General features: G+C 62.1%; 17 protein-coding genes. 11 read left to right on the forward strand and 6 right to left on the reverse strand.

Features of this window, described 5'->3' with window-relative positions:
* Positions 1 to 8: 8 nt before the first annotated feature.
* The 3 genes from CRO18_RS13170 to CRO18_RS13180 all read right to left on the reverse strand — a co-directional run bounded on the left by CRO18_RS13170 (position 9) and on the right by CRO18_RS13180 (position 3244).
* The gene (locus tag CRO18_RS13170) at positions 9 to 914 is read right to left on the reverse strand and encodes an EamA family transporter (RefSeq protein ID WP_097082473.1); all 906 of its coding nucleotides are present in this window, start codon (positions 912 to 914) and stop codon (positions 9 to 11) included.
* A 104-nt stretch (positions 915 to 1018) separates the two neighbouring features.
* On the reverse strand, positions 1019 to 2539 hold the full coding sequence (gene ftsY, locus CRO18_RS13175; protein WP_097082474.1) for a signal recognition particle-docking protein FtsY: 1521 nt from the start codon (positions 2537 to 2539) through the stop codon (positions 1019 to 1021).
* A gap of 63 nt (positions 2540 to 2602) precedes the next feature.
* Positions 2603 to 3244, reverse strand: coding sequence for a lysoplasmalogenase family protein (locus CRO18_RS13180; RefSeq protein WP_097082475.1), 642 nt, complete (start codon positions 3242 to 3244; stop codon positions 2603 to 2605).
* A 113-nt stretch (positions 3245 to 3357) separates the two neighbouring features.
* Here CRO18_RS13180 and CRO18_RS13185 point away from each other — a divergent pair, with 113 nt between their 5' ends.
* Positions 3358 to 4551, forward strand: coding sequence for an alkane 1-monooxygenase (locus CRO18_RS13185; protein ID WP_097082476.1), 1194 nt, complete (start codon positions 3358 to 3360; stop codon positions 4549 to 4551).
* Positions 4552 to 4624: 73 nt separating this feature from the next.
* Positions 4625 to 5035: a hypothetical protein gene (locus CRO18_RS13190; protein ID WP_076485398.1), complete on the forward strand. Its 411-nt coding sequence runs from the start codon at positions 4625 to 4627 to the stop codon at positions 5033 to 5035.
* A 9-nt stretch (positions 5036 to 5044) separates the two neighbouring features.
* Here CRO18_RS13190 and xseA read toward each other — a convergent pair whose 3' ends face one another.
* On the reverse strand, positions 5045 to 6526 hold the full coding sequence (xseA, locus tag CRO18_RS13195) for an exodeoxyribonuclease VII large subunit (protein WP_097082477.1): 1482 nt from the start codon (positions 6524 to 6526) through the stop codon (positions 5045 to 5047).
* Positions 6527 to 6601: 75 nt separating this feature from the next.
* Here xseA and purD point away from each other — a divergent pair, with 75 nt between their 5' ends.
* Positions 6602 to 7864 carry a phosphoribosylamine--glycine ligase gene (purD, locus tag CRO18_RS13200; RefSeq protein ID WP_097082478.1) on the forward strand — a complete coding sequence of 421 codons (1263 nt, stop codon included), beginning with the start codon at positions 6602 to 6604 and terminating at the stop codon, positions 7862 to 7864.
* Positions 7865 to 7955: 91 nt separating this feature from the next.
* On the opposite strand, the gene CRO18_RS13205 is transcribed toward purD, so the two are convergent.
* A complete protein-coding gene (locus tag CRO18_RS13205; RefSeq protein ID WP_097082559.1) occupies positions 7956 to 9335 on the reverse strand; it encodes an L-serine ammonia-lyase in 1380 nt (459 codons plus the stop codon).
* A 270-nt stretch (positions 9336 to 9605) separates the two neighbouring features.
* Between CRO18_RS13205 and CRO18_RS13210 the strand changes: the two genes are divergently transcribed.
* From CRO18_RS13210 to CRO18_RS13245, 8 genes are all read left to right on the forward strand, one after another.
* Positions 9606 to 10559: a Hint domain-containing protein gene (locus CRO18_RS13210; RefSeq protein WP_170952669.1), complete on the forward strand. Its 954-nt coding sequence runs from the start codon at positions 9606 to 9608 to the stop codon at positions 10557 to 10559.
* 113 nt (positions 10560 to 10672) lie between these two features.
* The gene (gene rpiA / locus CRO18_RS13215) at positions 10673 to 11458 is read left to right on the forward strand and encodes a ribose-5-phosphate isomerase RpiA (protein ID WP_076485394.1); all 786 of its coding nucleotides are present in this window, start codon (positions 10673 to 10675) and stop codon (positions 11456 to 11458) included.
* Between the two features lie 23 nt (positions 11459 to 11481).
* On the forward strand, positions 11482 to 11961 hold the full coding sequence (locus CRO18_RS13220; RefSeq protein WP_076485393.1) for a hypothetical protein: 480 nt from the start codon (positions 11482 to 11484) through the stop codon (positions 11959 to 11961).
* 104 nt (positions 11962 to 12065) lie between these two features.
* Entirely contained in the window at positions 12066 to 13418 is a 1353-nt protein-coding gene (gene gorA / locus CRO18_RS13225) for a glutathione-disulfide reductase (protein WP_097082480.1), read from the forward strand.
* 81 nt (positions 13419 to 13499) lie between these two features.
* A complete protein-coding gene (hflK, locus tag CRO18_RS13230; protein WP_097082481.1) occupies positions 13500 to 14615 on the forward strand; it encodes an FtsH protease activity modulator HflK in 1116 nt (371 codons plus the stop codon).
* Positions 14612 to 15511 (forward strand): protease modulator HflC, encoded by a 900-nt coding sequence (gene hflC / locus CRO18_RS13235; RefSeq protein ID WP_170952679.1) that lies wholly within the window; start codon positions 14612 to 14614, stop codon positions 15509 to 15511. The genes hflK and hflC overlap by 4 nt, the downstream gene beginning before the upstream one ends.
* Positions 15511 to 15702 (forward strand): DUF2065 domain-containing protein, encoded by a 192-nt coding sequence (locus CRO18_RS13240; RefSeq protein WP_097082483.1) that lies wholly within the window; start codon positions 15511 to 15513, stop codon positions 15700 to 15702. Before hflC ends, CRO18_RS13240 begins: the two co-directional genes overlap by 1 nt.
* Before the next feature lie 164 nt (positions 15703 to 15866).
* A complete protein-coding gene (locus CRO18_RS13245; RefSeq protein WP_373455192.1) occupies positions 15867 to 17330 on the forward strand; it encodes a DegQ family serine endoprotease in 1464 nt (487 codons plus the stop codon).
* 146 nt (positions 17331 to 17476) lie between these two features.
* Here CRO18_RS13245 and CRO18_RS13250 read toward each other — a convergent pair whose 3' ends face one another.
* Positions 17477 to 17821, reverse strand: coding sequence for a hypothetical protein (locus tag CRO18_RS13250; protein WP_076485387.1), 345 nt, complete (start codon positions 17819 to 17821; stop codon positions 17477 to 17479).
* Between the last annotated feature and the right edge of the window lie 102 nt (positions 17822 to 17923).

Below are 17923 nucleotides of genomic sequence, written 5' to 3' on the forward strand. Positions count from 1 at the left end.
CCTCTTTCCTATCGGTTGCCCGCAAATTCCACCACAACGGCGCCAAGGGCAATCAGCGCCATCAACCCGGTGCGCCGTGGCCCCACTTTCTCGCCCAGCACCAGCCAGCCAATCAGCGAGGCAAACACGGTCGAGGTTTCCCGCAGCACCGCTGCCTCCCCCACCCGGTCGATGCGCGTTGCCATCATCACCGCGCCGAAGGAGAAATAGGCCACGATCGCGCCAGTGACACCCCTTTTAAGAAGTGGCGCGAATTCGGCCTTTGGGATGTGGCCCCAGCGCCGCAAGGTCAAAAGCGGCATGAACCAACCATCCAAGAAGAAGAACCACGCCAAAAAGGTGAACGGGTTGGCCGTTGCGCGAATGCCATAAGCATCAACCGTGGTATAGGCAGCCACAAAGCCCCCCGTCAGCACCGCCAGCGCAAGCGCCGAGACCATGGTTTCGCGCCCCACGGTGAGCGTGCGCAGGTTATAAAGGGCCAGCCCCCAGATGCCGCCCACCAAAAGCGCCACGCCCGCCCATTGACCGGGCGTGAAATGCTCCGCGAACAAAAGCCCCGCACCCATAACGGTGAATAAGGGCCCGGTGCCGCGCACCACAGGATAGACAACTGTATAAGCCCCGCGCGTGTAGCTGGCCGCCTGCGCAAGCTTGTAGCCAATGTGAATGATCACCACGACCGCGAAAATCGGCCACATATGCGGCTCGGGCCACGGCACGACAAACAGTGCAAAAGGCGCGGCAATCACCCCGTAAGAGGCATCAATCACCGCGCGGCTCAGCCAAGGATCATGCCGCCCCTTTTGCAGCGCCCCAAAAAGCGCATGCAAAAACGCTGCCATCAGCGCAAGGCCAATCGCCACATTATGCCCCGTGGGCGTGCCGGAAATCGCGTTGATATACTCAATCACGTTGGGTCTTCTTTACAGACAAAAGGGGGCGCTCTGCCCCCGGCCGCAAGCGGCCTCCCCTCAGGGGGTTAAGCCAAGCCAAAGGGGGGCAGCGCCCCGCTCTGTTACTCGGTTTCAATCCCCACAAGCGCTGCGGCAAATTCTTCCGGGTCAAAGGGCGAAAGATCGTCGATCTGTTCGCCAAGGCCGATGGCGTGGATCGGCAAGCCAAAACGGTCAGCCAGCGCCACGAGCACGCCACCCTTTGCGGTGCCATCAAGCTTGGTCATCACAAGCCCCGACACATCAGAGATTTTGCGGAACACATCCACTTGCGTCACCGCGTTTTGCCCGGTGGTCGCATCTAGTACGAGCAAGGTGTTGTGGGGCGCGCTGTCATCAAGCTTGCGGATCACCCGCACGATCTTGGCAAGTTCTTCCATCAGGTCAGAGCGGTTTTGCAGCCGCCCAGCGGTGTCGATCATCAACAGATCAGCGCCTTCTTCGGTGGCCCGTTTGAGCGCATCATAAGCGAGCGCCGCCGGGTCCGAGCCTTCGGGCGCGGTCAGCACCGGCACGCCAGCGCGGTCGCCCCAGACTTTGAGCTGTTCAACCGCCGCAGCGCGGAAGGTGTCGCCCGCCGCGATCACCACATTCTTGCCCGCCGCACGGAATTGGCTCGCAAGCTTGCCAATCGTCGTGGTTTTGCCCGACCCGTTGACGCCCACCACCAACACCACCTGCGGCTTGCGCGCATAAAGCGGCAGCGGTTTCGCCACCGGCTCCATGATCCGCGCGATTTCTGCCGCGAGCAGTTCTTTCAGTTCGGGCACCGAAAGCTTGCGCCCCATCCGCCCCTCGGCCAGGTTGGCGGTCACGCGCAAAGCGGTTTCCACCCCCATATCGGCGGCGATCAGAACCTCTTCGAGGCTTTCGAGCATCTCATCATCTAGCACCCGGCGCGGCACATCGGCCCGCGCCGCGATCCGGCCAAAGAAGCCGGGCTTGGCCGCTTCGGGCTCCGGTGCCGGTGCGGGGACCGCTTCGGGTTCGGGTTCCGGTTCAGGCGCAACCTCGGCCCCGCCGCGCCCCATAAACCGGCCAAAGAAACCTCGTTTTTCGGGTTCTGGGGCCGGAGCAGGCTCAGGCTCAGGCTCAGGCTCAGGCTCAGGCTCAGGCTCAGGCTCAGGCTCAGGCTCAGGCTCAGGCTCAGGCTCAGGCTCAGGCTCAGGAAGCGTTTCTTCTACCGGGGCCGGCTCGGCAACCACCTCTGCCACGGGCGCGGAATCTTCCTCAGGTTCCGCCACAACCTCCGGCGCGATCACAACCTCAGTCGCCACGTCTTCTTGCGGCGGGGGCTCGATCACCGGTTCCGGGGCCACCACTTGCACCGATTCCGGCGCGGGCGGGGTTTCCAAAACGGGTTCGGGTTCCGGCTCGGGGTCCGCAGCCACAGGCTCCGGCGCGACCTCGGGTTCCGGCTCCGGCGCGGGTTCCGGCTGCGGCGGCAGTTCCAGCGCCACATCGGGGGCGTTGTCTTCCTCGGTCTCCGGCGCGGGGGCCTCGTTGACAAGCGCATCAAGCCCCTCTTCCAGTTTCGAGGAAGAGCGGGTGAGCCGCGATTTGAGCTTGTTGAAGAACGACATCGAGGCCTCCGTTTTGCAAAATCCCTAACGGATCAGGGCGGGGGAGAAAAGAGTGAAGCCGCCTTAGCCCAGCGCAGACCAAGCAATCAGCGCCTGCGCGGGCCAATAAAGCGCCCAAACAGCGTAAGAGGCCGCACGCCGCACCCGCCCCGGCGGCAGTGCAAACAACTCCAGCGCCAGAATGAAATCAGAGGCCATGAAGCATAGCGCACCCCAAAAGATGCGCGGATCATCAACGCGCAAGGCGGCAAGCACCATGATCCAAATCACGCCGATATAGAGTTGCACCGGTCGCTTGAGCGCCCCCGCACGCGGCGCAAGGAACAAAAAGGCCAGCGCGGCCAATGCCCCTGCGCCCAGCGCGGGCCAAAGATCGGGCCAAGCCCTGCCCAGCGCAAAAAATGCCGCCGCATAAGCCAGATGCCCCAAGGCAAAGGCGACCATGCCCGCCAAAAACGCCCCCTGCCCCGGACGCGACAGAAAGAAATCCCCCAAACCTCCAAGCACAAGACCAGTAAGGATCACCGCCCCCGTGCCCGCAGGCGCAGAAAGCACAAGCCCCGCCGCCAAAGCCCAAACCGCCCCGGTTTTGACGAAAGACTTGCGCCACGATGCAGGCGCCCCCACAAAAGCCACTCCTTGCCAAAGCGCCAAAACCAACGCAGCACAGAAAAACGGCAAGGCGAGCAAAGGAACAGCAGACATGCACGCAATGGGCCACAAAAGCGCTGACGCGGCAAGTCGTCACCCCCCTCCACGCCAGTCTTTTTGAGTAAGCAGGGGCAAAGCACGGCCCTTTCCCTGCCGGAGAAAAAGCTATGACCGACTCCCCGAAAGAACTGCCCTTTTCCGCCCTGACGGGCGCGTTGCGCGGTTTGCGCACGCTGGGGCGCGATATTCCTGATGTGAAATCCTTTGCGATTTTGTCGCTCACGCCTGCCGCGCTGATCTTGCTTGGCGCGCTTTATGGCGGGGTTTGGCCTGCGATCGCACTTTTGTGGATTTTGCTGGGCGTTGATTACTTGGACCATCGCCTGCCGAAACCCGCCCCGGATGCGCCCGAAGGGGCCGCGTTTCCTGCAGCCGATTTGCTCTCCCAAGCGGTGGCGGTGATGCATTTCGTGCTATTGGTTGCGACCGTGGGCGCGGTTGCGGGCTTTTCGGGCCTTGGGTGGCCAAACCGGATTTTGGTCCTGCTGGCTGCGGGTCTTTGGTTTGGCCAAGTCTCTAATGCCAATGCGCATGAGCTGATCCACCGGGGCGAGCGCAAGCTCTTTGCGCTTGGCAAATGGGTCTATATCTCGCTGCTTTACGGCCACCACGTCAGCGCGCATCGGCTGGTGCACCATACTGCCGTCGCCACCCCGAAAGATCCGGCCACCGCCACGTTGAACGAAAGCTTCTGGGCCTACCTGCCGCGCGCATGGCGTGGCGGCTTTGAGGCGGGCTTGGCGGTAGAAAAGGCGCGCGATGCACAACGCCGCGACGCTTTGGGGCGAAAGCCCACGCTCAAACAGCGGATCAAGGCGCTCAATCCTTACGTGATCTACGTTTTGGGCGGATCGTGGTTCCTGATCGGATCGGTGCTTTTCTTTGGTTGGACGGGGCTTATCGCCTATGTCGCGCTTTGCACATTGGCTCAGATGCAGCTTTTGCTCAGCGATTACGTGCAGCATTACGGCCTTTTGCGCCGCGAACTCACCCCCGGCCAATATGAACCAGCGACCGAACTGCACAGCTGGGATGCGCGCGAAACCGCCTCCTCGCTGATGATGCTCAATGCGCCGCGCCATGCCGACCACCATGCCCATCCCGCGCGCCCCTATCCCGCGCTGCAACTGGGCGAAACGGAGGCGACAGGCCGCCCGATCTTGCCGCGCAGCCTGCGGGTGATGTCGGCGCTCGCGCTTTGGCCCGCGAAATGGTTCTCGGTGATGGATCATCGGGTGCTGGCTTTGCGCAAAGCGGTGGCAGAGGACGTGCCCAAGGTCACCATCGCCCCGCAAGCGTGAGGATGCCCCCTCACGCAGCCGTGGCTTTGCGGGGTGCCCCCTTTGACGCTATCTTGCGCAAAAGGAGTCCCGCATGCGCCCCAGCCTGATTGCCCTTGCCCTCTGCCTTGCACCGCTTGCCGCCACGGCGGAAGAGGTCGGCCCGCCGCTGAGCGCGGATCAGTTTGACCAACTGACGCTTGGCAAAACGATCACCTATTCCTCGGGCGGCGAGGTCTATGGGGTGGAGCAATACCGCCCCGGTCGCAAAGTCGTATGGGCCTTTGCCGAAGGACAATGCGAGGAAGGCGACTGGTTTGCGATGAATGACCAGATTTGCTTTGACTACCACTCCCAGCAAGTGGGCCTGCAATGCTGGACCTTCCACCAAAGCGGCGATGCGCTGGTTGCGTGGTTCGAGGGCAATCGCGAAGGTGCGCCGCTTGTCTCGCTGGAAGAGGTCAACACACCGCTCAACTGCCCTGGCCCGGAAATCGGGGTCTGATCGGCGGGCTTAGAAAAGCGAGCCTTGCTCTGGCGGGGTGTCTTTTTTCTTGGCGCGCGGCTTTGGCGCGGGTTTGGGCGTTGGAGCCTTCGGCGCGTCTGGGGCACGCGTTCCCACCTCGCCCGCCCCGGCGCTCACTGCCAAGCGCCCATCGGCAAATTCCACCTCAAATGCTCCGGCCTGCCCCGCCGCTTGCGCGGTTGTGAGCACCGTATCGCCGGGGCCCCGCACCACGGCATAACCGCGCCGCAAGGTCTCGGTATAGCCCAAGGTTTGACGCAGCCGCTCGAGCCGTTCCAGCCGCTCATGCGCCTGCACGAGCCGCGCCTTTTGCGCCTGCGCAAGCCGCTCAGAGAGCCCCGCAAGTTTTTGCCCCTCGTGCCGCAGATAACTTTGCAAAAGCCGGGGAGAGACCTGCGCGGCAAGCGTGGCAAAAGCTGCGCGCTTCTTCACCACCAACCGATCCAGCGCGGGCAAAAGTCGGTCGGCTGTCAGATCAAAGCGCTGACGTTTCGGCGCAATCAACGCCTGTGGCCGCCCCAAACCGCGCGAAAGGTCCGAAAGCCGTTGGCGGCGCGCATCGAGCCGATGCAGCAAAGCGCGTTTTGAGCGTGCCTCCATCTCGTTGAGCCGCGCCAAAAGCTCTGCCCGCACCGGCACCGCAATCTCTGCCGCCGCCGTCGGTGTGGGTGCGCGCCGATCCGACGCGTAATCAATCAAGGTCGTGTCGGTTTCGTGCCCCACGGCGGAAATCAGCGGGATCTGGCTTTCTGCCGCCGCGCGCACCACAGCCTCTTCGTTGAAGCCCCAAAGGTCTTCCAGCGAGCCACCGCCGCGCGCAACAATCAACAAATCCGGGCGCGGGATCGGCCCGCCCGGGGTCAGCGCATTGAACCCGCGAATGGCGGCACTTACTTCCGCCGCACAGGCTTGGCCTTGCACAGCAACCGGCCAAATCAGCACCCGGCGCGGGAAGCGGTCGCGTAGACGGTGCAAAATATCGCGGATCACCGCACCAGAGGGCGAGGTCACCACCCCAATCACCTCGGGCAGATAGGGCAGCGCACGTTTGCGCGCAGGGTCAAAAAGCCCCTCAGCCGCCAATTGCTTGCGCCGTGCTTCAAGCATGGCCATCAGTGCGCCCGCACCTGCGGGCTCCACCGTCTCGACAATCAGCTGATAGCGCGATTGGCCGGGGAAAGTGGTCAGCTTGCCCGTTGCAATCACCTCCATCCCCTCTTCGGGGCGGATTTGCATCCGCGCCACCTGCCCCTTCCAGCTAACGGCAGAGATCACGGCATTGGCGTCTTTAAGGTCAAAATACATATGACCCGAAGACGGGCGGCTTACCCGCCCCACTTCCCCGCGCACCCGCACACGACCAAATTCCCCCTCAATCACCCGTTTCACCGCACCAGAAATTTCTGAGACGGTATAATCATGGGCGTTAGAGGGGCCGTCTGGGCCGGGGCTGTCGTCGATCAGGTCCATGTTGCCTTGCCTGTGGGGTGGCGAAACCCTAGAAGACCCGAAAGCCGAGGCCAAGAGCCGAAAGGGGACATAGGCATGAACATTCTGATCTTGGGCAGCGGCGGGCGCGAACATGCGCTTGCTTGGGCGGTGAAACAAAACCCGAAATGCGACCGGCTGATTGTGGCCCCAGGCAATGCAGGGATTGGGCTGCTGGCGGAACTCGCGGCGATTGATCCGTGCTCCACCTCGGCAGTGCTTGCCTGTGTTGAAGAAAACGCGATTGATTTTGTGATCATTGGGCCGGAAGCCCCCTTGGCTGCGGGTGTGGGCGATGCGTTGCGCGCCGCCGGTGTGCCTTGCTTTGGCCCTTCTGCGGCGGCGGCCCAGCTTGAGGCCTCCAAAGCCTTCACGAAAGAGGTTTGCGATGCCTGCGGCGCCCCCACCGCCGCTTGGGCACGCTTTGCCGAACTGGACCCGGCGCTTGACTATGTCCGCACCCAAGGCGCGCCGATTGTTGTGAAGGCCGATGGTCTGGCGGCGGGCAAAGGCGTGATCGTCGCGATGACGCTGGAAGAAGCCGAAGCGGGCCTGCGCGAGATTTTCGGCGGGGCCTTTGGCGACGCCGGGGCCGAGGTGGTGATTGAAGAGTTTATGGCGGGCGAGGAAGCGAGCTTCTTTGTGCTCTCAGATGGCGTGAACGTGCTGCCCGTGGGCACCGCGCAAGACCACAAGCGTGTGGGTGAAGGCGATACCGGGCCGAACACTGGCGGCATGGGGGCCTATTCCCCCGCCCCGGTGCTAAGCGCCGAGCTGCAAGAGCAGGTGCTTGACCAAATCATCCGCCCCACGGTGGCGGAAATGGCCAAGCGCGGCACCCCCTTCCAAGGCGTGCTTTATGCCGGGCTGATGATCGAAAATGGGAATGCGCGGCTTGTGGAATACAATGTCCGCTTTGGCGACCCGGAATGCCAGGTGCTGATGATGCGGCTTGGCGCGCAGGCGCTGGACCTGATGCAAGCCTGCGCCGAAGGGCGCCTTGATGAGGTGCAAGCCACTTGGGCCGAGGATCACGCGATGACCGTGGTGATGGCCGCCAAAGGCTACCCCGGCGCTTATGAAAAAGGCAGCGTGATCAACGGGCTCGACGCCCTTCCTGAGACCTCCAGCCAGATGGTCTTCCACGCGGGCACGGCCTCGAAAGACGGCCAGATCATCGCCACCGGGGGCCGCGTGCTCAATGTCACCGCGCGCGGTGTGACCCTGCAAGAGGCGCAAAGCCGCGCCTATGAAATGGTCGCGCAAATTGACTGGCCAGAGGGCTTCTTCCGCCGCGATATTGGGTGGCGCGCGCTGTAATCAAAGCCAAACCTTGGGGGGCTGTCTGCTCCCCGAGGTTATTCTCACCAACGCGAAGGCAAAGATGGGCAGCGCCCCTTGAGCCTCGATCTCAGCAGTTCGGCACGTTGACGGCGAGCCCGCCAAGGCTCGTTTCTTTGTAATGTTCATGCATGTCGCGGCCCGTTTGGCGCATCGTTTCAATTGCCGCATCCAGCGGCACGAAATGCGTGCCATCGCCGCGCAGCGCCAAAGACGCCGCCGAGATCGCCTTGATCGCGCCAAGCCCGTTGCGCTCAATGCAGGGCACCTGCACCAGCCCTTTGACCGGGTCGCAGGTCATCCCCAAATGGTGTTCAAGCGCAATTTCAGCCGCGTTTTCGATCTGCTCGGGCGTGCCGCCGAGCACAGCCGCCAAACCCGCCGCTGCCATTGCGGCCGCCGAGCCGACCTCGGCCTGACAGCCGCATTCCGCGCCCGAGATGGAGGCATTGGTTTTGATGATGCCCCCCACAGCCGCTGCGGTGAGCAAAAACTCCCCCACCCGGCTGGAGGTCGCGCCCGGCACATGGTCGAGCCAGTAACGGATCACCGCAGGCAGCACCCCCGCCGCGCCATTGGTGGGGGCCGTTACCACCTGCCCTCCGGCGGCGTTTTCCTCGTTCACCGCCATCGCGTAGCAGGAAATCCAGTCGTTGATCGTATGCGGCGCGGCAAGGTTCATGCCGCGCTCGGCCAAAAGCGCCTCGTGAATCGCTTTGGCGCGACGCTTCACCCGCAGCCCGCCCGGAAGCTCGCCATCAAGCTCCAAACCACGGTTGAGGCAATCGTTCATCACCTGCCAAACCCGCGCGAGCCCGTCGGAGATTTCTTGCTCTGAGCGGAAGCGGCATTCGTTGCGCCATTTCATCTGCGCAATCGACAGCCCAGAGGCATGGGCCATCGTCAGCATTTCCGCCGCCGAGCGGAACGGGAACGGCACCGCCGAAGGGGTAGAAAGCGCGCGGTCATCCACCGCCGTATGTTCCGCCTCCGTCAGCACGAAGCCGCCGCCGATGGAATAATAAGTCTCGCGCAAGATCACGTCGCCTTGCGCGTCGCGCGCCTCGATCACCATGCCATTCGCATGGCCGGGCAGCGGGGCGCCGTAATCAAAGATCAGATCATGCTCGGGGTCGAACTGCAGCGCGGCGAGCCCTTCGGGCACCAGAAGATGCGTGGCGCGGTTTTCGGCCAAGGCCGCCTCTGCCGCCTCGTGATCGTAGCTTTCGGGCAAAAAGCCCGCGAGCCCCAAAATCGTGGCGCGGTCGGTGGCGTGGCCCTTGCCGGTGAAGGCCAGTGACCCATGCAAATGCACCCGCAAAGACTGCGGATGAAACGGCGAGGCCCGGAGCGCGTCCAAAAACCGCCCGCCTGCCACCATCGGCCCCATCGTATGCGAAGAAGACGGCCCGACGCCGACTTTGAAGATATCGAAAACGCTCAGAAACATCGCGCACTCCCTTTGCGCCATGCTGCACTGCTGCGTGGCTTTCAGCAGGTGCGAAAGCGACATTTGCACGCACGCAAGCGGTGAGCCACGTTTGCGGCGCATGACCATAGTAAATCGGTAAATGCGTTAAGCGCAATTTCACCCTTGCCCGGCAAACTGCCCCTAAAGAATGGAGCAGTCATGCCAACTTTTGGCGCTTGGCAACTATCGGATTTGATTATTTCCGGCCCGGATCCCTTCGGGTCGAATGCTGTCGCGAATCCTGACACCGTGGGCGCCACGACCTTTACCATTAACCCGGCCGCCAGCCTGCGCTTTGTCACGCTGTCTGATGACGACTCGATCTTTGAAGATGCGGATGGCGATCAGGAACTGGTGGCGCCGATGGTGTTTGATGGGGTGAGTTATGGCTCCGGGGGCGCAGGCGATGTGGAGACGGAATATTCCTATGTCGTGCGCCCCGTCGGCTCAAGCGACCCGGCGGACAACATCACGATCTATGTGCTTGAATTTGAAGGTGATGTGCATGGCATCGCCTCTTCTGAGCGGCTTTTGGCGGGGCGCGACTACCAGATCGTCGCCATCGAATCGGATGACCCAACGGTGGCCTATACGGCGATGGCCGTCTGTTTTGCGGCGGGCACGCTGATCGCCACCCGGCGTGGGCCGAAACCCGTGGAAACGCTGCAACCCGGTGACAAGCTGCAAACCTCTGACAATGGCTTTCGCCCGGTGGATTGGGTTGGGCGCTGGCGCGTGAACGGGCGCGGACGCTCCGCCCCGGTGCGGATCGCGCCGGGTGTGCTGAACAATGACCGCGCGCTTTATCTTTCTGGTCAGCATCGGGTGCTGTTGCGCCCGACCGCCGGACCTTTGGTCGGCGAAGAGGTGTTGGTGGCGGCGAAAACGCTTGTCGGCCTACCCGGGATCACACGGCTGCCGTGCAAACGCATCGAATGGGTGCATGTGCTGATGCCCGAGCATGAGGTGATTTTCGCCGAAAATGCGCGTGCGGAAAGCCTTTTGGCCGGACCGCGCGCGCTGTCGCTGATTGAACCGCAGCAGGCGCAGGCTTTGCGTCGTGAATTGGCAGAAGATCCGCTGCATGGCCTGCCCGCGCGCCCGATTGTACCGCCCGCCAAGGTGGAGCGGATGATCCTCTCTTATCGCGGCGGCAAGGGGCCCGCCGCCGTGGCGGGGCTCAAGCTCACCCTCGGCACCTGACGCAGCGGCACTTAAGCCGCAGAAATGGGGTAAATATCGCTCGCACGGGGGCAATCGCTTGGCTATAACGCGCGGGTAACCATTTTGCGCGCGTTCTGACCAAGGAGTTGCCCATGCCCGCCGAGCTTTCCCCCATCGATAAGGCGAAATTCGCCGCCGCGCGCCGTGCTGTCGATTTCGTCGAAGACGGGATGAAGGTGGGCCTTGGCACGGGCTCGACCGCCGCTTGGATGGTGCGCTGCTTGGGCGAATTGGTGCGCGAAGAGGGGCTGCGGATCACCGGCGTGCCGACCTCGAGCCGCACCGCCGACCTTGCGCGGCAAGTGGGCATTCCGGTTGTCGGGCTTGATGAAGCGAAATGGCTCGACCTGACGATTGACGGCGCTGATGAATTTGACGGCGAGTTGAACCTGATCAAAGGCGGCGGCGGGGCGCTGTTGCAAGAAAAGATCGTCGCTACGGCCTCTGACCGGATGATCGTGATTTCGGACGCGTCGAAAGAAGTGGTGAGCCTTGGCGCTTTCCCGTTGCCGGTGGAAGTGGTGCCCTTTGGCTGGCAGACCACCCGCGCGCTGATTGAAGAAATGCTGATCTCGGTCGAGGTTTTGGGGCGGCAAACGACGCTGCGCCTCAATGGCTCGCAGCCCTATATCACGGATGAGGGCAACCACATTGTGGATTTGCACCTCAACCGCATCTCCAACCCGCGCCAATTGGCGATGGCGTTGAACCAAATTCCGGGTGTCGTGGAAAACGGGCTTTTCATCGACATTTGCGACATGGTGATCATTGGCGGGCCCGATGGCGCGGTGGAGTTGCGCGACATCAACGCTGGCTCGGTGACACAAGAACGCATCGACTTTGCCGAAGACGCCAATATCTTTGCGGACCTTGATTGACCGCAGGTTGACACGAGGCTGACATGACCCCGCAAGCAGATCATCGCCCAGACCTTGTTGTACAGGGCCGCGCGCTCATGCCCCACCTTTGGGCGGCGGGGATCATTCTGATTGGCCTTGTGCAGGCGATCTCGCCGGTTTTGGGGCTGGTCGAGATGCTGCGCGGGGGCGGCGAAGACGGGATGATCTGGCATTCGGTCTCGGGCCTTGTCGGCGCGGTCTTGTGCTTCTTTTTGGCTTGGGTGCTGTGGTCGATGCCGCGCCCGGCGCTCGTCTTCCGCCATGATCGGCTGGAAGTGGCGCGGTTTTGGGGCAAATACACCTCGGTCAGCTACAGCGAGTTGCACGACAAAGACGAAGACCCCGCCACCGCAGGCGGCAAAGCGGCGGTGCGGCTGCGCAAATTGTCCATCCCCGGCTGGGTGATGACCAAGGAAGAAAACGCCGCTTGGCGCGCGGAACTGGTGGCGCGTGTCCCGAGCCTTGGGGCCGCAGGCCAGTAAAGCCCGTCAAAACCCGGCACATTTGCGCGCTTGCCTTGTTCTTCGGGGCAGGCAGGGCTAAATCCTTGGGGCGGTATCAGAGCCGCGCAGGGAAAGGACGGCAAATGAGCTTCGATTTCGACCTCTTCGTGATCGGCGGCGGGTCGGGCGGCGTGCGCGCGGCTCGTATTTCGGCAGGCTACGGCGCGAAGGTGGCCTTGGCCGAGGAAGACCGCATGGGCGGCACCTGTGTCATTCGGGGCTGTGTGCCGAAAAAGCTGATGGTTTTCGCCTCCTCCATGCCCGGTGCGGTGGAAGAAGCGCAAGCTTACGGCTGGAGCGCCGAGATCGGCACCTTTGACTGGCTCGCCCTCCGCGCCAAACTCCATGCCGAACTTGACCGGCTGGAGCGCGTTTACCGCGCGGGGCAAGAAAATGCCGGGGTCACCGTGTACAACCAGCGCGCCACCATCGCGGGCCCGCATGAGGTGCAATTGGCCGATGGCACGACCGTCAGCGCCAAGCATATTCTGGTCGCAGTCGGCGGGCGCCCCTTTGTGCCGCATTTTGAGGGGTGTGAACATGTGCTCACCTCAAACGATCTGTTCCATCTTGAGACGCTGCCGAAGCGGCTGTTGATCGTGGGCGGGGGCTATATCGCCTCTGAATTTGCCTGTGTGTTCCAAGGGCTGGGCAGCCAAGTCGCGCAATGGAACCGCTCGCCGCTGTTGCGGACGTTTGACACCGAATGCCGCGATTTGATTGTCGAGCGGATGAAAGCGCGTGGCATTGACGTGCATGAAAACGTGATCATCGACCGGGTGACGAAAACCGAAACCGGCTTGACCGCCCATGCGGGCGATGGCCGGGTGCAGGAATTTGACGCCGTCGTCTATGCCACGGGCCGCGTGCCGAATACAGAAGGCCTTGGGCTTGAAAGCGCGGGTGTGACGCAAGCCCACAACGGCGCGATCGTGGTGGATGAATGGTCGCAAACCAATGTGCCATCGATCTTTGCCGTGGGCGATGTGACCGACCGCGTGAACCTCACTCCGGTGGCGATCCGCGAGGGCCATGCTTTTGCCGATACGATCTTTGGCGCAACGCCGCGCAAGATCGACCATGATCTGATCGCTTCGGCGGTCTTTACCCGGCCGGAATTTGGCACCTGTGGTTTGAGCGAAGAAGACGCACGAAAACAAGGCTCGATCGAGGTTTATGTCTCGGCGTTCCGGCCGATGCGCTCCGCCTTTGCAGGGGCCGACGACCGCGTGCTGATGAAGCTTGTGGTCTGCAAAGAAAGCCGCAAGGTTTTGGGTTGCCACATCGTCGCCCCGGAAGCGGGCGAGATGATCCAACTGGCCGCCATCGCGATGAAGATGGGCTCCACGAAAGACCAGTTTGACGAAACCTGCGCCGTGCATCCGACCATGGCGGAAGAATTGGTGACGATGCGGTCGCCCGTGCGGCATCAATAACCGCATCAAACATGACGAAAACGCTTGAATTTCAGCAGATGATCCCCACTTCGGGGCAGAGAGATCAAAGGTGAGGAAACAATGACCAACGGAGGACCTTGGGGCTCTGGCGGCGGCGATGACCGCGAACCGCCGCGCCGCCCCGGCCCGCGCCGCCCGCAAGACAGCAACAATTCGATCCCCGAGATTGATGAGCTGATGAAAAAGGGCTCCGAGGGCCTGCGCGTGCTGATGGGCGGGCGTTCTGGCAATGGGGGCCGCTCGGGTGGCGGTGGCGGCAATGGCCCCGCCTTCACGCTCGGCACGCTCGGCATTGGGGCCTTGGCCCTTTTGGCGGTTTGGGCGTGGAGCTCCTTTTACACCGTTCAGCAAAACGAACGCTCGGTCGAACTGATGTTCGGCAAATACAATGCCACCGGCAATCCGGGTCTGAACTTCGCGCCTTGGCCCGTTGTCACGGCCGAGGTGATCCCGGTGACCGACGAACGCACCACGGAAATTGGCACCGGGCGCGGCGGTGATATGGATTCGGGCCTGATGCTGACGGGCGACCAAAACATCGTTGATGTGAACTACCAGATCGTCTGGAACGTCTCGGACCCGCAAAAATTCCTGTTCAACCTTGCCGACCCGGAAGACACGATCCGTGCGGTGTCGGAATCGGCGATGCGTGACATCATCGCACGTTCGGAACTGGCGCCGATCCTGAACCGTGACCGCGGTGTGATTGCCGCCGATCTGCGCACCGCCGTGCAGGGCACGCTCGATAGCTATCAAGCGGGCATCAATATCGTGCGGGTGAACTTTAACCGCGCTGACCCGCCGCGCGAGGTGATTGACAGCTTCCGGGACGTGCAAGCCGCGCAACAAGAGCGCGACAAGCTGGAAAAAGAAGCCGATGCCTATGCCAACAAAGTGACGGCAGAGGCGCGCGGTCAAGCCGCGCAAATCGCCCAACAGGCCGAAGCCTATCGCGCCCAAGTGGTGAACGATGCGCAAGGTCAAGCGGCGCGCTTTACCTCGGTCTATGAGGAATATCGCAAGGCGCCGGACGTGACGAAACGGCGGATGTTCTACGAAACCATGAGCCAGACCCTTGGCGGCGTGAACAAGGTGGTGATCGACGGCGAGGCGGGCACCGTGCCCTATCTGCCGCTTGACCGTCTGCGGCCCATGAGCACCGGGGGGAACAACTGATGCGCGCACAATTGCTTATTCCGGTGGGCGTGATCGCGCTCGGCGTGGCGCTGTCGTCCATCTACACCGTGGATGAACGCGAAAAGGCGCTGGTGCTGCAGTTCGGTGAGGTCGTGTCCTCACGCACCGAACCGGGCATTGGCTTCAAGATCCCGCTGTTCCAAAATGTCGTCAAATATGACGACCGGATTTTGGCGCTATCGACGCAACCGCTCGAAGTGACCCCGCTGGATGACCGCCGCCTTGTCGTGGATGCTTTCGCGCGTTGGCGCATCGTTGACGCGGTGAAGTTCCGCGAAGCGGTGGGCGGCGGCGGCGAAGGCTTTGCCAAGAACCGTCTTGATGGCATCTTGAACAATGCGATCCGCGAAGTGATGGGCTCTGTGCCGTCGACCGCCGTCTTGTCGGATGACCGGACCGCGTTGATGAACCAGATCCGCAATATCGCCCGGCGCGAAGCCAATGCGCTTGGCATTGACGTGATCGACGTGCGTCTGACTCGCACCGACCTGCCCGACCAAAACTTGCAATCCACCTATGAGCGGATGCGGGCGGAACGGCAGCGGGAAGCGGCGGATGAACGCGCCCGTGGTGGCGAGGCGGCGCAACGCGTCCGTGCCTCCGCCGACCGTCAAGTGGTGGAACTGACCTCGGAAGCGCGCAAGCAAGCCGAGATCGTGCGCGGTCAGGCCGATGCGGAACGCAACGCGATCTATGCCGAAGCCTATGGCAAGGATGAAAGCTTCTTTGCCTTCACCCGCGCGCTGCAATTCTATGCCGACAGCTTGAAGGCAAACTCGACCTCGGTCGTTACCGAACCCGATAGCCTGTACTTCGACTATCAACGGTTCGTACGCTCGCTCGAGGCCGCACCGGAAACGGGTAGCGAAAACTGATGAGTGCGATCTTCACAGCCTTGGGGCTTGTGTTCGTGATCGAGGGGCTGGCGCTTGCGCTGGCCCCTTCGCGTTTTGAAGAGGTTTTGGCCTTTTTGGTGAGCCTCGGGCCAGAGGCGCGGCGCCGCCTTGGGCTGATCTCTGTGGCGGGCGGCGTGGCCATTGTGGCACTTGTGCGCGTAGTTATCTGAGTGTTTTGCTTCGTTTCACATGTTTCACAGCGAATTTACGCACCGCGACGGGCTTTCATTTGAACCCGAGGCCGCTTAGGCTTTTTATCGACGCGACGCCGGAACCGCCCGGCCAAGACGACTAACGGGAGAAACGCCGAATGACCACCACCGCCCCCCTACGGATGCTGAAGCTGGAAACCGCGCCGCGGCTGGCGAAATCGCTTCTGGGTGCTGCGCTTTTGTCAACTGCGCTGGTGCTGAGCCCGGTTGACCCGGCCCATGCCTTCGCCGCACCCGAAAGCTTTGCCGATCTGGTGCAACAGGTGAAACCGGCGGTGGTGATGATCACCACCTCCACTGTGGTGACCGAGCCTGCAGGGGGCATGCCGGGCTTCCCCAAAGGCTCGCCCTTCGAAGATTTCTTCCGTGAGTTTGGCATGCCGAATGGGCCGGGCAACAACATGCCCTCGCGCCCGCACCGCTCGGATGCGCTTGGCTCTGGCTTTGTGATCTCGGAAGACGGTTACATCGTCACCAACAACCACGTGATCGAGAATGCCGATGAAATCTCGATCGAGTTTTCGGGTGGCCAAAAGCTTGACGCAAAACTGGTCGGCACCGATCCGAAAACCGACATCGCGCTTTTGAAGGTGGAAAGCGACAAGCCCCTGCCCTTCGTCACCTTTGGCGACAGTGACACGATGCGCGAAGGCGATTGGGTAATGGCGATGGGCAACCCGCTGGGCCAGGGTTTCTCGACCTCGGTCGGCATCGTCTCAGCGCGCAACCGCGAACTTTCCGGGACCTATGACGATTACATTCAGACCGATGCGGCGATCAACCGGGGCAACTCGGGCGGGCCGCTCTTTAGCACCGATGGCAAGGTGATTGGCGTCAACACCGCGATCATGTCGCCCAACGGCGGCTCGATCGGGATTGGCTTCTCGATGGCCTCGAATGTCGTGTCCAAGGTCGTCAGCCAGTTGAAAGAATTTGGCGCAACGCGGCGCGGCTGGCTTGGGGTGAAGATCCAAGATGTGACCCCCGATATGGCCGAGGCGATGGAGCTGACGACACCTGAGGGTGTGATGGTCTCCGATGTGCCCCCCGGCCCGGCCAATGATGCAGGCATGGAATCGGGCGATGTGATCATCAGCTTTGATGGCAATCCGGTCAAAGACAGCAAAGATCTGGTGCGCCGTGTCGCCGATGCCCCGGTGGGCGAAGCCGTGCGCGTTGTGGTGATGCGCGGCGGCAAAGAGCAAACGCTTTTGGTGACGCTCGGCCAACGCGAATTGGCCGAAGGCGCCGATGGTGGCAGCAGCGAGGGGATGTCGCCTGAGGCGAGCAAGGGCGAAGTGCTGGGCATGTCGCTCAGCCCGCTCTCGGATGCGCTGCGCTCTGAAATGAACCTCTCTGCCGATACCAAAGGTCTGGTGGTGACCGATATCGACGAAACCAGCGAAGCTTTCGACAAAGGTTTGCGTCAGGGCGATGTGATCGTCGAGGCCGGGCAACAACCTGTTTTGGATGTGTCCGATCTGCACGCTCGGGTGAGCGAGGCGCGTGAGGGAGGCCGCAAATCGGTTCTGCTGTTGATCCGCCGTGGCGGCGAGCCGCGCTTTGTCGCCGTGCCGGTGAACTAAGCCACGCAGCCGAGACCAATCTTACATGCGATCCGCCGGGGGCCCTGCCCCCGGCTTTTTCATTTGCCGTCAGCACTGTCCCGCAGTCTTCCCACACAAAGAAAAACCCCCCGCTTGGTAGCGAGGGGCCTTTCTGTCCGGAGGGTTCAGTACGGCTTCTTGACGTTCTTGTATCGGGTATTTCTGTCGACCGGGACCGGAATGGCGACCATGTCACGCGCCATCCCCAGCGGGATCGCATCGCGTTTGCCACCCCCCGGCGGGTCTTCTTTTTCGGCCATGCTCATCACAGCAATGCCGAATTGCACGCCGGAAAAAACCACTGCGTTAAACACAAACAGCAGCGCCAGAGCGATATAGCCAATATCGGAGGACAAGATCAGGTGGCGGAGGTTCGCCACATTGAACCCAAGCAACAGACCCACGAAGACGGCCGAAAGACCGGCCCCGAAGATCACGTTCCGGATGTACAGACGCACCAACTGCGGCATGTCGATTCCTCCTGCGTTGGAATCATTCTAGCGCAGATTTGTGAGATTGATACCGCAATTTTGCCAAAATGCCGCACCAACGTCACAAAATATCGACAAAAT

This window comes from Rhodobacter sp. JA431 (genome assembly GCF_900217725.1).
Lineage (GTDB): Bacteria > Pseudomonadota > Alphaproteobacteria > Rhodobacterales > Rhodobacteraceae > Rhodobacter > Rhodobacter aestuarii.

Excerpts from the sequence above, each read along its gene's own strand:
- ftsY (WP_097082474.1), bottom strand. The coding sequence starts at position 2,539 with ATGTCGTTCTTCAACAAGCTCAAATCGCGGCTCACCCGCTCTTCCTCG.
- CRO18_RS13180 (WP_097082475.1), bottom strand. The coding sequence starts at position 3,244 with ATGTCTGCTGTTCCTTTGCTCGCCTTGCCGTTTTTCTGTGCTGCGTTG.
- CRO18_RS13185 (WP_097082476.1), top strand. The coding sequence starts at position 3,358 with ATGACCGACTCCCCGAAAGAACTGCCCTTTTCCGCCCTGACGGGCGCG.
- CRO18_RS13190 (WP_076485398.1), top strand. The coding sequence starts at position 4,625 with ATGCGCCCCAGCCTGATTGCCCTTGCCCTCTGCCTTGCACCGCTTGCC.
- xseA (WP_097082477.1), bottom strand. The coding sequence starts at position 6,526 with ATGGACCTGATCGACGACAGCCCCGGCCCAGACGGCCCCTCTAACGCC.
- purD (WP_097082478.1), top strand. The coding sequence starts at position 6,602 with ATGAACATTCTGATCTTGGGCAGCGGCGGGCGCGAACATGCGCTTGCT.
- CRO18_RS13205 (WP_097082559.1), bottom strand. The coding sequence starts at position 9,335 with ATGTTTCTGAGCGTTTTCGATATCTTCAAAGTCGGCGTCGGGCCGTCT.
- rpiA (WP_076485394.1), top strand. The coding sequence starts at position 10,673 with ATGCCCGCCGAGCTTTCCCCCATCGATAAGGCGAAATTCGCCGCCGCG.
- CRO18_RS13220 (WP_076485393.1), top strand. The coding sequence starts at position 11,482 with ATGACCCCGCAAGCAGATCATCGCCCAGACCTTGTTGTACAGGGCCGC.
- gorA (WP_097082480.1), top strand. The coding sequence starts at position 12,066 with ATGAGCTTCGATTTCGACCTCTTCGTGATCGGCGGCGGGTCGGGCGGC.
- hflK (WP_097082481.1), top strand. The coding sequence starts at position 13,500 with ATGACCAACGGAGGACCTTGGGGCTCTGGCGGCGGCGATGACCGCGAA.
- CRO18_RS13240 (WP_097082483.1), top strand. The coding sequence starts at position 15,511 with ATGAGTGCGATCTTCACAGCCTTGGGGCTTGTGTTCGTGATCGAGGGG.
- CRO18_RS13245 (WP_373455192.1), top strand. The coding sequence starts at position 15,867 with ATGCTGAAGCTGGAAACCGCGCCGCGGCTGGCGAAATCGCTTCTGGGT.
- CRO18_RS13250 (WP_076485387.1), bottom strand. The coding sequence starts at position 17,821 with ATGCCGCAGTTGGTGCGTCTGTACATCCGGAACGTGATCTTCGGGGCC.